The sequence below is a fragment of the Sulfuricystis thermophila genome (assembly GCF_004323595.1).
In the GTDB taxonomy this organism is placed as follows: Bacteria; Pseudomonadota; Gammaproteobacteria; order Burkholderiales; family Rhodocyclaceae; genus Sulfuricystis; species Sulfuricystis thermophila.
On the sequence record NZ_AP019373.1, the window covers coordinates 2,387,125 to 2,401,365 of the forward strand.

The 14,241-nt window shown below is 62.9% G+C and carries 17 protein-coding genes; 14 read left to right on the forward strand and 3 right to left on the reverse strand.

The window, feature by feature from the left end; genetic code table 11:
• The first annotated feature begins 3 nt into the window (after positions 1-3).
• The 11 genes from M52SOB_RS12040 to slmA all read left to right on the forward strand — a co-directional run bounded on the left by M52SOB_RS12040 (position 4) and on the right by slmA (position 7,815).
• Entirely contained in the window at positions 4-852 is an 849-nt protein-coding gene (locus M52SOB_RS12040; RefSeq protein WP_131112030.1) for a prepilin peptidase, read from the forward strand.
• Positions 849-1,214 carry an FmdB family zinc ribbon protein gene (locus M52SOB_RS12045; protein WP_431306327.1) on the forward strand — a complete coding sequence of 122 codons (366 nt, stop codon included), beginning with the start codon at positions 849-851 and terminating at the stop codon, positions 1,212-1,214. Before M52SOB_RS12040 ends, M52SOB_RS12045 begins: the two co-directional genes overlap by 4 nt.
• A complete protein-coding gene (locus tag M52SOB_RS12050) occupies positions 1,211-1,846 on the forward strand; it encodes a DUF502 domain-containing protein (RefSeq protein WP_284155102.1) in 636 nt (211 codons plus the stop codon). Before M52SOB_RS12045 ends, M52SOB_RS12050 begins: the two co-directional genes overlap by 4 nt.
• 53 nt (positions 1,847-1,899) lie before the next feature.
• Entirely contained in the window at positions 1,900-3,699 is a 1,800-nt protein-coding gene (gene aspS / locus M52SOB_RS12055) for an aspartate--tRNA ligase (protein WP_131112031.1), read from the forward strand.
• Positions 3,699-4,040: a guanyl-specific ribonuclease gene (locus tag M52SOB_RS12060; RefSeq protein WP_131112032.1), complete on the forward strand. Its 342-nt coding sequence runs from the start codon at positions 3,699-3,701 to the stop codon at positions 4,038-4,040. The genes aspS and M52SOB_RS12060 overlap by 1 nt, the downstream gene beginning before the upstream one ends.
• Positions 4,037-4,471, forward strand: coding sequence for a barstar family protein (locus tag M52SOB_RS12065; RefSeq protein WP_131112033.1), 435 nt, complete (start codon positions 4,037-4,039; stop codon positions 4,469-4,471). The genes M52SOB_RS12060 and M52SOB_RS12065 overlap by 4 nt, the downstream gene beginning before the upstream one ends.
• 236 nt (positions 4,472-4,707) lie before the next feature.
• Positions 4,708-5,157 carry a dihydroneopterin triphosphate diphosphatase gene (gene nudB, locus M52SOB_RS12070; protein WP_131112034.1) on the forward strand — a complete coding sequence of 150 codons (450 nt, stop codon included), beginning with the start codon at positions 4,708-4,710 and terminating at the stop codon, positions 5,155-5,157.
• A gap of 57 nt (positions 5,158-5,214) precedes the next feature.
• Entirely contained in the window at positions 5,215-5,628 is a 414-nt protein-coding gene (locus M52SOB_RS12075; protein WP_131112035.1) for an Hsp20/alpha crystallin family protein, read from the forward strand.
• 92 nt (positions 5,629-5,720) lie between these two features.
• Positions 5,721-6,608 carry an acetylglutamate kinase gene (gene argB / locus M52SOB_RS12080; RefSeq protein ID WP_131112036.1) on the forward strand — a complete coding sequence of 296 codons (888 nt, stop codon included), beginning with the start codon at positions 5,721-5,723 and terminating at the stop codon, positions 6,606-6,608.
• Positions 6,605-7,246, forward strand: coding sequence for a pyrimidine 5'-nucleotidase (locus tag M52SOB_RS12085; protein WP_131112037.1), 642 nt, complete (start codon positions 6,605-6,607; stop codon positions 7,244-7,246). Before argB ends, M52SOB_RS12085 begins: the two co-directional genes overlap by 4 nt.
• Positions 7,243-7,815 (forward strand): nucleoid occlusion factor SlmA, encoded by a 573-nt coding sequence (gene slmA, locus M52SOB_RS12090; RefSeq protein WP_131112038.1) that lies wholly within the window; start codon positions 7,243-7,245, stop codon positions 7,813-7,815. The genes M52SOB_RS12085 and slmA overlap by 4 nt, the downstream gene beginning before the upstream one ends.
• A gap of 168 nt (positions 7,816-7,983) precedes the next feature.
• Here the strand turns inward: slmA and hemB are convergent, their stop codons facing one another.
• Both hemB and yihA read right to left on the reverse strand, forming a co-directional pair.
• Positions 7,984-8,985 carry a porphobilinogen synthase gene (gene hemB, locus M52SOB_RS12095; protein ID WP_131112039.1) on the reverse strand — a complete coding sequence of 334 codons (1,002 nt, stop codon included), beginning with the start codon at positions 8,983-8,985 and terminating at the stop codon, positions 7,984-7,986.
• A gap of 49 nt (positions 8,986-9,034) precedes the next feature.
• On the reverse strand, positions 9,035-9,757 hold the full coding sequence (gene yihA, locus M52SOB_RS12100) for a ribosome biogenesis GTP-binding protein YihA/YsxC (RefSeq protein WP_131112040.1): 723 nt from the start codon (positions 9,755-9,757) through the stop codon (positions 9,035-9,037).
• Between the two features lie 88 nt (positions 9,758-9,845).
• On the opposite strand from yihA, the gene M52SOB_RS12105 reads away from it, so the two are divergent.
• Both M52SOB_RS12105 and M52SOB_RS12110 read left to right on the forward strand, forming a co-directional pair.
• A complete protein-coding gene (locus M52SOB_RS12105; RefSeq protein WP_131112041.1) occupies positions 9,846-10,517 on the forward strand; it encodes a c-type cytochrome in 672 nt (223 codons plus the stop codon).
• Between the two features lie 95 nt (positions 10,518-10,612).
• The gene (locus M52SOB_RS12110; protein WP_131112042.1) at positions 10,613-12,520 is read left to right on the forward strand and encodes a sensor histidine kinase; all 1,908 of its coding nucleotides are present in this window, start codon (positions 10,613-10,615) and stop codon (positions 12,518-12,520) included.
• A 144-nt stretch (positions 12,521-12,664) separates the two neighbouring features.
• On the opposite strand, the gene M52SOB_RS12115 is transcribed toward M52SOB_RS12110, so the two are convergent.
• Positions 12,665-13,498 carry a methyltransferase domain-containing protein gene (locus tag M52SOB_RS12115; RefSeq protein ID WP_131112043.1) on the reverse strand — a complete coding sequence of 278 codons (834 nt, stop codon included), beginning with the start codon at positions 13,496-13,498 and terminating at the stop codon, positions 12,665-12,667.
• A 20-nt stretch (positions 13,499-13,518) separates the two neighbouring features.
• On the opposite strand from M52SOB_RS12115, the gene M52SOB_RS12120 reads away from it, so the two are divergent.
• Positions 13,519-14,220, forward strand: a complete 702-nt coding sequence (locus M52SOB_RS12120) for a ComF family protein (RefSeq protein ID WP_284155103.1) — start codon at positions 13,519-13,521, stop codon at positions 14,218-14,220.
• Positions 14,221-14,241 lie beyond the last annotated feature (21 nt).

Here is a 14,241-nt window from a genome sequence, read left to right on the forward strand (position 1 = left end):
TCCATGCAGGGACTCGAGCCGACGACGCTGGCCGCCGCCTGTGGGGTGTTCGGCCTGCTGATCGGCAGCTTTCTGAACGTGGTCATCCATCGGCTGCCGGTGATGATGGAACGCGAATGGCAGCGGCAGTGCGCCGAGCTTGCCGGGAAGCCTCGACCGAGTTTCGAACCGCTCTCGCTGCTCGGCCCGCGCTCACGTTGCCCGCATTGCGGTCATGCGATCGGCGCATTGGAAAACATCCCCATCGTCAGCTATTTGCTGTTGAGGGGGCGCTGCAAGGGTTGCGGCAAGCCCATCAGCATCCGCTATCCGCTTATCGAGGCTCTTACCGGCCTGTTGTTCGGCTATGCCGCCTGGCGCTTCGGCTTCACCCCTGCCTTGGGTGGCGCCCTGCTGTTCATCGCGGCCGCGATCAGTCTCAGCTTCATCGATGCCGATACCCAGCTCCTGCCGGACGACATCACTTTGCCGCTGATTTGGGCCGGCCTGCTGTTCAACCTCGATGGCATCTTCACGACCCTGCAAAATGCGGTGATCGGTGCGGTAGCGGGTTATGTTTCCCTCTGGCTGGTGTATTGGGCCTTCAAGCTCGCCACCGGCAAGGAAGGCATGGGCTATGGTGACTTCAAGCTGCTTGCCGCGATCGGCGCCTGGTTCGGCTGGCAGATGCTGCCACTCGTGATCCTGCTGTCCTCCCTGGTCGGCGCGCTGGTCGGCATCGCGTTGATCGTGCTGGCGCGGCACGGCCGCAACGTACCGATCCCGTTCGGTCCTTATCTCGCCGCCGCGGGCGTCATCGCCCTGCTCTGGGGGAAAGAACTCACCCAGGCCTGGCTCGGCCTGATCTATTGATCCGGGTTGAATTTCCGGTTTTCCGCACTTATTTGCTCGGCCGCGAAAGCCTTGTTACGCCGTCACCTTATAATTTGCCCATCTTTTTGGAGAAAACCATGCCGATTTATGCCTATCGATGCAGTCAATGCGGTTTCGAAAAGGATGTCCTGCAAAAGATGTCCGATCCGCCCCTGACCACCTGTCCGGAATGCAACCAAGAGACGTTCGTCAAGCAACTGACCGCCGCCGGTTTCCAGCTCAAGGGCAGCGGCTGGTATCAGACCGATTTCAAAAACAACGATAAACCTGCCGCCAAGACGGAAACGCCGCCTTGCCAGGGCGGCAGTGGCAGTTGTGCCTGCGCAGCCGAAGCGACGTGAAGGCGCTCAAGAAATATTTCATCACCGGGCTCCTGATCTGGATCCCGCTGGTGATCACCGTCTGGGTCGTCTCGGCGATCATCGGCGCGATGGATCAGTCGCTCTATCTTTTGCCGCAGGCGGTTCACCCGGACCGACTGCTCGGCGTCCATATCCCTGGCGTCGGCACGGTACTCACGCTGCTGGTGATCCTGCTCACCGGTCTGGTGACGGCCAACATCGTCGGCCAGAAGCTGGTGCGCTTCTGGGAAGGGCTTCTCGCCCGTATTCCGATCGTCAAGTCGATCTACTACAGCGTCAAGCAGGTCTCCGACACGCTGTTTTCCTCCACCGGCCAGGCTTTCCGCAAGGTGCTGCTGGTGCGCTACCCCCATCCGCAGGCCTGGTCGGTCGCCTTCATGACCGGCACGCCGGCGCAGGAGATCGCGGAGCTGTTGCCGGACGAGCATGTCAGCGTCTTCATCCCGACCGCGCCGAGCCCGGTCAATGGCTTCTTCTTCTTCGTAAAGAAATCCGAAACCATCGAACTCGACATCAGCGTCGATGATGCCCTCAAATACATCGTCTCGATGGGCGTCGTCCCGCCGCTGCCACGCCAGCCGAATCCGCTGGGGCGTGCGCAGAACGAATGACCAACCCCGGCGTGCCGTCTTACCAGCGCCGACTTTTCAATTACGGAACCACTATGCGAACTCACTACTGCGGCCAACTGAACGCCGCCCACATCGATCAGACCGTCACCCTGTGCGGCTGGTGCCATCGCCGGCGTGATCACGGCGGCGTGATCTTCATCGATCTGCGGGACCGCGAGGGTCTCGCCCAGGTGGTCTGCGATCCCGACCGGCCGGAGATGTTCAAGCTCGCCGAGGCCGTGCGCAACGAATTCGTGCTCAAGATCACCGGCCGCGTGCGGCGCCGCCCGCCCGGCACCGAGAATCCCAACATGCCTTCCGGCGAAATCGAAGTGCTGTGCCACGAGATCGAGATTCTCAACAGCGCCGCCACTCCGCCCTTCCAACTCGATGAAGAAAATCTCTCCGAGACCGTGCGGCTGACGCATCGCGTCATCGATTTGCGGCGGCCGCAGATGCAGAAGAACCTGATGTTGCGCTACAAGGTGGCGATGGCCTTCCGCCGCTTCCTGGATGCGCATGGCTTCATCGACATCGAAACGCCGATGCTCACCAAGAGCACGCCGGAAGGCGCGCGCGACTACCTGGTGCCCTCGCGCGTGCATCCGGGGCATTTCTTCGCGCTGCCGCAAAGTCCGCAGCTCTTCAAGCAGTTGCTGATGGTCGCCGGTTTCGACCGCTACTACCAGATCACCAAATGCTTCCGCGACGAGGATCTCCGCGCCGACCGCCAGCCGGAATTCACCCAGGTCGATATCGAGACCTCGTTCATGACTGAAACCGAAATCACCGCGCTGATGGAAGAGATGATCCGCACGGTGTTCAAGGAAGCGCTGGCCGTCGAGCTGCCCAACCCCTTCCCGCGCATGAGCTATGCGGAGGCGATGCGCCGTTTTGGTTCCGACAAGCCGGATCTGCGTGTGACGCTGGAACTGACCGAGATCACCGACGCGGTGCAGGACGTCGCCTTCAAGGTCTTTTCCGGCCCCGCCACCTCCGGTGGCCGGGTCGCGGCGTTGCGCATCCCCGGCGGGGCGTCGCTCACGCGCGGCGAGATCGACGGTTATACCGATTTCGTCAAGATCTACGGCGCCAAGGGGCTCGCTTACATCAAGGTCAATGATGTCACCAAGCTCGACGAAGAAGGTCTGCAGTCGCCGATCGTCAAGAACCTCCATGAACGCGCACTCAAGACCATCATCGAGCGCACCGGCGCGCAAAGCGGCGACCTGATCTTCTTCGGCGCCGACAAGGCGAAGATCGTCAATGACGCGCTGGGCGCGCTGCGGCTCAAGATCGGCCATGAGAAAGGCCACGTCGACGGGCGCGCCTGGGCGCCGGTGTGGGTGGTCGACTTCCCGATGTTCGAATACGACGAGGAAGAAAAACGCTGGACCGCCTGCCACCACCCCTTCACCTCGCCGAAGGATGGCCACGAGGAACTGATGAAGACCCATCCGGGCGAGTGCCTCGCCAAGGCCTACGACCTGGCGCTGAACGGCTGGGAGATCGGCGGTGGCTCGGTTCGGATCCACAAGGCCGACGTCCAGGCCAAGGTCTTCGAGGCGCTCGGCATCGGCGAAGAGGAGCAGCGCGCCAAATTCGGCTTCCTGCTCGATGCGCTCAAATACGGCGCGCCGCCGCATGGCGGCCTGGCTTTCGGCCTTGACCGCATCGTCACGATGATGAGCGGTGCGGAATCGATCCGCGACGTGATCGCCTTCCCGAAGACCCAGCGCGCCCAGTGCCTGCTGACCAATGCCCCGTCGCCGGTGGATGAGAAGCAGCTGCGCGAGCTGCACATCCGCCTGCGCCAGAAGGTCGACACCCAGATCGAGATCGCCAAGCCGTGATGCGGGCGCTCTTCGGACTATTGCTGGCCGCTGTGCTGGGCCTGGCGCAGGCCGAGGAGGTTTCACGGCAGGCGCTGCCGCCCGAAGCGCACGAAGTGCTCGCGTCGATAGCCGCAGGGGGTCCTTTCCCCTACCGCCGCGACGGCATCGTCTTCGGCAATTACGAACGGCGTCTGCCGCCGGCGCCGCGTGGTTATTACCGTGAATACACCGTGCCGACGCCCGGCGCCAAGGATCGCGGGGCACGCCGCATCGTCTGCGGCGGTCAGGTGCCACGACGCCCCGACGTCTGTTATTACAGCCCGGACCACTACCGCAGCTTCCTGAGGATCGTCGAATGAAATACGCAAGCCTGCTGACCCGTTTTGAGCATGCCGGCGTCTATCACATGCCGATCAATGGTGAAGATGAACTGGTCGCGGCCGCCGAACACAACGGTTACGCAGTATTCCGCGTCGATCTCGCCCATACGCGCAACAAGGACGAGATGCTCGATGCCATCGCCCGGGCGATGCATTTCCCCGACTGGTTCGGCCACAACTGGGATGCGCTGCTCGACTGTCTGGCCGATCTTTCCTGGCAACCGGCCGATGGCTATGTCGTGATCCTCGAACATTGTGACGGCATCCACGGCTACGCCGAAGCCGATTTCGTCCAGGCCCTGCAGGTCTTCGAGAACGCCGCGAACGAATGGCGCGAACAGGGCGTTCCGTTCTGGTGCTTCGTCGACATGCAGGCCGATGGCATCAGCTGGCTGTCCGACATCGCCTGAGCTTGTGAAAAATTCTGCTGCGCTTGCCATCTTGGGGTCGGGCGGTGTTGGCTTCGGCCGCTTCGCTTAACATCGGCTGCGCCGATGTTAGCCTACGCCGAAACTTCGTTTTGGCTGCGCCGAAACTTCGTTTTCGCCATCCTCATGTATGTCCATATACATTCCGGTGGCTGCGCTCCGGCCTCCCCCAACCTGGCTGCGCTCGCGACGAATTTTTTCCCAAGCTCTGACGCGCCATGCCAGGTACCAAGAAGCCCGTTTCGGTGCTGGTCCTCATCCACGACCCGCAGGCGAATGTCCTGCTCCTCGAACGAGCAGCGCATCCCGGCTATTGGCAATCGGTGACCGGCAGCCTCGAAGGGGATGAGTCGCCGCTTGCCGCCGCCGTGCGCGAAGTCGGCGAGGAAACTGGCATCGCCTGTGCGCCGGAGGACTTGCGCGACTGGCACCTTTCCAACCGCTTCGAGATCTTCGCCGAGTGGCGCGACCGCTACCCTGAGGGCGTGAGCCACAACCTCGAGCACGTCTTCAGCCTCTGTGTCCCGGCGGGAACCCCCGTCGTCACGGCGCCCAACGAACATCGCGCCTGGCGCTGGCTGCCCTGGCGCATCGCTGCCGCCGGCTGCTTTTCCTGGTCGAACCGCGACGCCATCCTGATGCTCGGGATCGAGTCAGGGTTGGGTTGAATTTTTCGCTTTCCATACTAGGTTGAATATCGGACAACCTGGAAAAAGGAGGATGAAATGAACGAACTGACCCGTTTTGACCCGTTCGATGATTTCTTCCGTGGTTTCTTCGTGCGGCCGATCGAGATGGGCAAAGGCATCGAGGCGCCGGACATGAAGGTGGATGTCAAGGAGCAGGACAAGGCCTTTGTGATCCATGCTGAAATGCCGGGGATCAAGAAAGAGGACATTCACGTCACGATCGATGGTCCGGTGGTTTCGATCAGCGCAGAACGGAAGGAAGAAAAGGAAGAGAAGGAAGGCGGGCGCGTGCTGCGTTCCGAACGCTACTTCGGCAAGGTTTCGCGCAGCTTCAATCTCGGCCAGGACATCGACGATGGGGCCGCCACCGCGAAATTCACCGATGGCGTACTCGAGCTGACGCTGCCGAAGAAAGCACAAGCGCAAGCCAAGCGGCTGACGATCGATTGATCGCAAAGTCGGCGCTGGCAGGACGGCATCCTGCGGCGTTGATGGATGGCGGCGGTAAAATCGCCGCCATTGTTTTTTTCGAGGCCCCTTCCATGACTTCCGAATCGTTGCCGGCCGCCGTCAAGGCCAGGATCCTCGGCGAAGCCTTACCCTACATCCAACGTTTCTTCGACAAGACGATCGTCATCAAATATGGCGGCAATGCGATGACCGATCCGAAGCTCAAGGACTGCTTCGCGCGCGACGTCGTCTTGCTCAAGCTCGTCGGCATGAATCCGGTCGTGGTGCACGGCGGCGGCCCGCAGATCGAGGATCTGCTGAAACGCGTCGGCAAGAAGGGTGAATTCATCCAGGGCATGCGGGTGACCGACGAGGAAACGATGGACATCGTCGAGATGGTGCTCGGCGGCCAGGTCAACAAGGAAATCGTCAATCTGATCAACCAGCATGGCGGCAAGGCGGTGGGCTTGACCGGCCAGGATGGCAATTTCATCCGCGCCAGGAAATTGCTCCTGCCCAACAAGGACAAGCCGGAAGAGTTGATCGACATCGGCTCAGTCGGCGAGATCACCTCGATCGATCCCTCGATCATCAGCTTCCTCGATTCCGGCGACTTCATCCCCGTGATCGCGCCGATCGGCGTCGGCCCGAATGGTGAAACCTACAACATCAACGCCGACGTCGTCGCCGGCAAGATCGCCGAGGTGCTGCAGGCCGAGAAGCTCGTCATGATGACCAACACGCCGGGCGTGCTCGACAAGGCGGGCAATCTGCTCACCGGCATCACGCCGAAGGAAATCGATGCAATGGTCGCTGATGGCACGCTCTCCGGCGGCATGCTGCCGAAGATCGGCTCGGCGCTCGACGCCGCCAGAAGCGGTGTCAAAAGCGTGCATATCATCGATGGCCGCGTCGAACATGCGCTGCTCCTGGAGATCCTCACCGACGAAGGCGTCGGCACGCTGATCAAGTCGAAATGACTGGCCGGGTCTGGCTGTTCGACCTCGACAACACGCTGCATGACGCCAATCCGCACATCTTTCCCGCCATCAGCCGGGCGATGGGCGAATACGTGGCGCACCGGGTCGGACTCGATGAGCAGGAAGCCAGGCAGCTGCGCGATCATTACTGGCGCCGTTACGGCGCGACGCTGACGGGCCTGGTGCGGCATCACGGCGTCGATCCGCATCACTTCCTTGCTACAACCCACGCCTTCCTCGACTATCTGCCGCGGATGCTGGTTCATGAACCGGCGCTGCGCCATGTGCTGAAACGGCTGCCGGGCCGTAAGATCGTGTTCTCCAACGCGCCGCGCCGTTATGTCGAGGCAGTACTCGAACTGATCGGCCTCCGGTCGTTGATCGACGGTATCTGGTGCATTGAGCGCCTGCGCTTCACGCCGAAGCCGCACGGCGCGGCGTTCCGTCGCCTGCTTTCCCGTGAACGGCTCGATGCGCGCCGTTGCATCCTCGTCGAGGACACGCCGGCCAACCTGCGTGCCGCCAAGCGGCTGGGGATGACCACCGTGCTCGTCAGCCGCGCGCAGCAAGTGCCCGCTTACGTCGATCGGCGCATAAAATCGGTGCTCGAATTGCCGAAACTGGGACTGAGCCGATGACCGCCAACGGCGACCGCAAGCTACGCATCCTCCAAACCATCGCCGCGATGCTCGAGAATCCGGCCGGGGAAAAGATCACCACCGCCGCGCTGGCGGCTCGACTCGAGGTTTCCGAAGCCGCGCTCTACCGCCATTTCCCCAGCAAGGCGCGCATGTTCGAAGGGCTGATCGACTTCATCGAAAATGCGCTGTTTTCCGTGGTCGGCCAGATCGTCGCCGAAGAACCCAACGGCCTCAAACAAGCAGAGTTGATGCTCGCCGCGAGCCTGCGCTTCGCCGGCATGAATCGCGGCCTGGCCCGGCTGATGATCGGCGATGTGCTGGTCCATGAACACCCACGCCTGCAAGCCAGGATCAACCAGCTCTTCGATCGGCTCGAAGCCTCGCTGAAACAGGCGCTGAAGATCGCCATGGCACAAGGCGCCTTGCCGGCAGAGCACGATTGCGCCGCGCATGCCGATCTGCTCGTCTGCCATCTGCTCGGCCGCCTGCAGCGCTTCGTCAAGAGCGGATTTGCGGACGATCCGCTGAGCCACTGGGCCGTCCAGTGGCCCATGCTCGCGGCTTGAATGCCTTCCCGACATCCACTTTCATTGAAACCTCTGCATAACGCCGCGAGCGGGAGGGGATGCAAGGCGCACGGAGCGCAGGATGCGAGACATACCTGCGTAGGTAGGCGAGCATCCGAGCACCGCGCAACGCAGCAGACCGCCCGCGCAGCAAGTTAGGGAGAGGTTTCATCTTTGCAGCATTGCTGCCGCCTCCAACGCAAAATAAGTGAGGATGCCATCCGCGCCGGCACGCTTGAAGGCGAGCAGCGCCTCCAGCATCACTGCGTCGTGGTCGAGCCAGCCGTTCTGCGCAGCGGCCTTGAGCATCGCATACTCACCACTCACCTGATAAGCGAAAGTCGGCACGCCGAAGGTGTCTTTCACCCGCCGCACGATGTCGAGATAGGGCATACCCGGCTTGACCATCACCATGTCGGCGCCCTCGTCGAGATCGAGCGCCACTTCGCGCAGCGCCTCGTCCGAGTTCGCCGGATCCATCTGGTAGGTAGTTTTGTTGCCTTTGCCGAGGTTGGCTGCGGAACCGACCGCGTCGCGGAACGGGCCGTAGAAGCTCGACGCATACTTGGCCGAATAGGCGAGGATGCGCGTGTGGATCAGCTTGGCGTCGTCGAGCGCGGCGCGGATCGCTTTGACGCGTCCGTCCATCATGTCCGAGGGCGCCACGACATCGGCGCCGGCATGTGCGTGGGTGAGCGCCTGCTTCACCAACGCTTCGATGGTCTCGTCGTTCATGACATAACCGCTGGCGTCGATCAACCCGTCCTGACCGTGGCTGGTGTAGGGGTCGAGCGCCACGTCCGTGATCACGCCCAATTCAGGAAACTCTTTTTTGAGCGTCGCGACGACGGTCGGCACCAGACCCTGCGGATTCCACGCCTCGCTGGCATCCTCGCTTTTCTTCGCGGCGTCGATCACCGGGAACAAGGCGATGGCCGGAATGCCCAATTTCAGCACCTTTTCCGCCACCGGCAGCAAATGATCGAGGGTCATGCGCGTCACCCCAGGCATCGAGGCGACCGGTTCGGTCTTTTTCGTGCCCTCCAGCACGAACACCGGATAGATCAAATCGGCGGCGGTGAGCACCGACTCGCGCATCAGCCGGCGGGAAAATTCGTCGCGGCGCATGCGCCGCATGCGGGTGCCTGGAAAAACTCCCTTGATGATCATGGTCTTGGCTTTCGAAAAAATACTTGAACTTTTTGCTCCGTTACCTATCTTAGTGCATGGACGGTGTTGAATCGTCCCCCGCTTTTCCTCCCTGAGCGGGTGCCTCGACGCTCGTCGGGGCATTTGGGCTCTCGGCTTTCTCCCCTTTGGCCGAGGGCCCTTTCTCTTTCAGGCCCAGCCATCTGCCGATCACCTGCTCGACTTCCTCGATCCCGGTCTTCTTCAGGCTGGAAAAAAGCTGCAGTGTGATCGGCACGTCAGGAAACTCGGCGCTGGCGAGACGGCACGCCAAGGCCAAGGTCTTCGTCTGTTCCTGCCGGCTCAGCTTGTCGGCCTTGGTGAGCAGACAGTGGATCGGCTTGCCGGTGCGGCCGAACCACTCGATCATCTGCCGGTCGAGCTCGGTAAACGGGCGGCGCGCATCCATGATCAGCACCAACCCGATCAGCGCGGTGCGCTGGGTCAGATAATGCTCGAGCAGGTTTTGCCATTGCCGGCGCACGGCATCCGGCACCTCGGCGTAGCCATAGCCTGGAAGATCGACGAGCGCCGCGCCGCATTTGAGACGAAATACATTGATCAGCTGAGTGCGTCCCGGCGTTTTCGAGACGTAGGCGAGTCGCGTGTGACCGGCCAAGGCATTGATCGCCGATGACTTGCCGGCATTCGATCGGCCCGCAAAGGCGATTTCCGCGCCGCCAGCCTGGGGAAGGTTCTGCGGATCGGCGACGGAAATCTCGAAACAGGCGTGGCGGAAAAGGGAAGCGCTCATGAGTGGGCCCGAGGGGGGCGTCGAAGCAGGACAAGCTTGATATAGAATAACGCTTTTATCGATCCGACAGTTCTCCGAGGAGCTTCAGATGAGCCGCTTTGCGCCGCTGTTGAAAACGTCCCTGCTGTCCGCGCTGACGTTTTTGCTGCTTGCCGGCACCGCCGTCCATGCCAATGAGTCCGACAAAGCCGCCGCCTATTCGGGCGATCCCGCCAAAGGTAAGGAGATCGCCGCCACGGTTTGTGCCGCCTGCCACAATCCCGACGGCAACAGCGCGACACCGGCCAACCCGAAACTGGCCGGCCAGCATGCCGGCTATCTGTTCAAGCAGATGAAGAACTTCAAGACCGGCCCCGATGGCAAGCCCGAGCGCGTCAATGCCATCATGAACGGCATGATCGCTCCCTACGATGAAAACCAGATGAAGGATCTCGCCGCCTGGTTCGCGAGCCAAAAGCAAGTCGGGGGCGAAGTGAAGGATCGCAGCGTGCTCGAACTAGGCCAGAAGCTGTATCGTGCCGGTGATGCATCGAAAGGTCTGCCGGCCTGCGCGGGCTGCCATGGTCCGGCCGGGAAAGGCATTCCCGTCCAGTATCCGAGGATCGCCGGCCAATATCAGGAATACCTCGAAGCGCAGCTGAAGGCTTTCCGCAGCGGCGAGCGCGCCAACGACCCGAACAAGATGATGCGCATGATCGCCATCAAGATGACCGATGCCGAAATCCGCGCGGTTGCCGATTACATCGCCGGATTGTATTGACGCGGATTCCCGCGCCGGATGAACGGGCGCGTCTTCACGACTGAAACCGACAGGGGCGGCAGCAGGCCGCCCCTGTTCGTTTTCGGGGCCTGTGCATGAAATCCTACGGCATCCGCACGCGCATCCTATTCACAGCACTCGGACCGGCGATTCTGGCGGCCTTACTGGTTGCCGGCACGTTGATCTTTGGCCAGATCCGTCAAGCGGAAATCGAACAGCACCGGCGTCTGGCAGCGTTTGCCCGGCAGCTCTCGACGCTGGCGGAATACAGTCTCTTCGTTGGCAATACCGAAGCGCTCGACAAGCTCGTCGAGGCGGCGCGCCGGGAGCCGGACGTCCTCGCCGCCGCTTTTCTCGATGGCAAAGGCAGGATGCTGGCGAGCACACTGCCTCGCGAACAGTTGCCCCCCGAGGAACAGCGCTTTGCCGGCTTCGATGCCCCCGTTTGGGGCACCTCACCCGAGCACTGGCATGTCCTGGCAATCCGACCAACCCAGCTGGCCGAAAACGATCCCTACGGCATGCCGGCGCAGCCAAGCGATGCGCCTCTGCTCGGTCAATTGCTGCTCAAAGTTTCGAGCCGGGGGCTGCATGCAGAAATCCGCAGCCATGCGCTCCGCGCTGCAGGGCTCTCCGCACTGATCCTGCTATTGGCGGTCGGTCTGGCGGTCGCTTTTTCCCGCGGCTTGATCCGCACCTTGACGGAGATCGGCGCGGTCGTCGCCGGCGTCAAGCGTGGCGAGTTCTCGCAACGTGTCGAGGTGCGAGGAGATGACGAACTCGGCCGGCTGGCGCAAGGCATCAACGAAATGGCGGCGACGGTGGGGCAAACCCAGGAACAACTCGCCGAGCGCATTCTCGAAGCGACCGCACTGCTGCGCCATGAGCGCGATGCGGCCGAGCAGGCGGCGCGCTCGCGCAGCCGCTTCTTCGCCGCGGCCAGCCATGATCTGCGCCAGCCGGCCCAGGCACTTGGTCTGTTCGTCGCACGACTCCTGAAGGAAAGCCCGCCGGCCGAGCTCGAACCGAAGTTGCGCCAGCTCGCCCACACCGTCAGCAACCTGCAGAATCTGCTCGGCACCTTGCTCGATTATTCGCGTCTCGATGGTCAGGTCGTCCAGGTACAGCGCCAGCCGTTGCGTACGACGCAGGCCATCCTCCCTGTCGTGGAAAGCTTCGTCGATGCGGCGGTGGAAAAAGGACTGAGATTGCGCAGTCGCATTCACGAGGACTGGATGCTCACCGACCCCGCCCTGTTGCACCGTATTCTCATCAACCTGGTGAGCAACGCGATCCGCCACACCCATCGAGGCGGAATCCTCGTCGCCTGCCGTCGGGTCGGCAATGCGGTGCGCATCGAGGTCTGGGACAGCGGGCCCGGCATTCCCCCCGAGGCTCGTGAATCGATCTTCGATGAGCTGGTGCAACTCGACAACCCGGAGCGCGATCCCGAGAAAGGCCTCGGCCTGGGTCTGGCGATCGTCCGCAAGTCCGCTACCCTGCTCGGCCACCCGGTGACGCTCTGTTCGCGCGTGGGCCATGGCTCGCGTTTTGCGCTGACGGTGCCGCTCACCTCTGCGCCCTCCGGCAGCAGCTCCAGCGAGGAGCGACAGCCTGCGCCGCAAGCCGTCATCCTGCTGCTCGGACCAATGACCCCCGAACGAGAGGAACTTGCACGTTTGCTCGAGAATTGGCAATTCGCGGTAATGCGTGCGAGCGATCCCGACACGGCCCGGATCGACGCAAGCCACCCGCCGGGCTGCGTCATTCTCGATCTGCCGGGCGGCGCAGCCGGTATCGAACGCGGTCTGGCATGGATCGAGCGGATCACCACGGCCATCGGCCGTCCATTACCTGCCCTGATCGTCAGCAGCGGGCCGGTGCCCTCGCTCGGCGAGCAGTCCGCGGGGGTTCCACGCCTCATGTTAAGCCGGCCCTTCCGGCCGGCGCGCCTGCGCGCACTGCTCGACCGCCTGCTGGCGGATCACGAAGCTTTGTCTTGACATGCCTATGGCTCGTCCAGCTTCCTCAGCTGGGCATTTTGCCGCGCGCGGCTGGCGCGCTTGTCCTTGCGTGCATGCGCACCGCCTTTCTTCATCAGCGGCGCGTTGGCCAACGGATTGCGCGGGCGAATGCGGGGGGCCCGTTTAGCGCGCTTCATGGCGATGGAAGTGCACTACGGCGCGACCGTCCGGCAATTGGCGCGGCGCAAGTTTCCAGGCATGGCCATAAACGATCTCGAACCGCGCCGGCAATGCACCCTCTACCCGTGGCCAGGCAGCGAAAAGCCGACGCCAGTCGCGCCAGCCCAACTGCCCGAGCAGCCCGTCGCGTACGCCAAGATGGCGCAGGTCGGCAAGAAATGCGCGTGGTGAGCGATAGGTCAGCGTCAGCATCTCCATTTCCATCACCGGATCGCCGAAACCGCTGCTCATCAAGAGGTCGCCGACATCGTGCATGTCGACGAATGTCTTGCCGCTCCACGAGAGGCCGAGCTGGCCGGCGCATTCGCGCAGTTCCTTGAGCGTATCCGGGCCCAGCAGCGAAAAATGCAACAGTCCGCCCTCGGCCAGCACGCGATGCAATTCTGCAAACGCCGGGCGCAGATCCGGCAGCCAGTGCAGCATCAAATTCGACCAGACCAGATCGAGGCTATTTTCAGCCAGCGGCAAGGCGCGCACGTCCGCATTCACACAGCGCGGGGCTCTGCCGCGCAATCGATCCCACCAGCCCGCGGATGCGCGCACGGCGTTAAGCATCGGCAGCGCGTAATCCACCGCCAGCGGCAGCGCTTCGGGATAGCGGCGCATCAGCTCGCGCACCCCATCGCCGGTCGCGCAACCGACATCGGCCATACGCCAAGGTGCCAGCCGCACGCAGGCAAGCCGCGTGGCCATGCGTTGCCCCACCTCGCGCGCCAGCACGGCGGCATTATCGTAGGATGCGGCTGCAGCCGCGAAACTTTCCCGCGTACTCATCATGACATTATCCGCGATCGACCGTGACCCTGAAAGCGCTCCTCACTCCATGGCTCGACCAACTGCTGCCGCGCGCCTGTCTGCTCTGCGGGGCGCATAGCCACACCCCCGTCTGCGAGGACTGCACGGCCGATTTGCCGCGGCTTGGCGGCGCCCTCTGCCCGGTCTGCGCCACCCCGCTGGGCGTGCCGGCGAGCGCCTGCGGCACCTGTCTGAAATCCCCGCCCGCCTACGATGCGACCTTCGCCCCGCTGCGCTACGCCTTCCCGGTGGATGCCTTGGTGCATCAGCTCAAATACGGGTGCCGTCTCGCCAGCGCCGATTTTTTCAGTCGTTTCATGCTGGCCGGCCCCCGGCCGGAAGTCGACCTGCTGATGCCGGTACCCCTCTCACGGCAACGGCTGCGCGAGCGCGGCTTCAACCAGGCGCTGGAAATCGCCCGGCCGTTGGCACGGGCGCTGGGCCTGCCGATCGACGCCACCAGCCTCTACCGCCAGCGCGACACGCTGCCGCAAAGCCGCCTGCCCTGGCGGGAACGGCAAGGCAACGTGCGCCATGCTTTCGCCTGCAGCCGCAATCTTGCCGGCCTGACGGTGATCGTCGTCGATGACGTGATGACGACCGGCGCAACCCTCGCTGCCGTCGCCACAACGCTCAAGGCGCAAGGCGCCGCGCGTATCGTCAATTGGGCGGCGACGCGAGCAGTAAGCAGGGGCCCCGCATAGCGGGGATGCGCACGCCCGCGA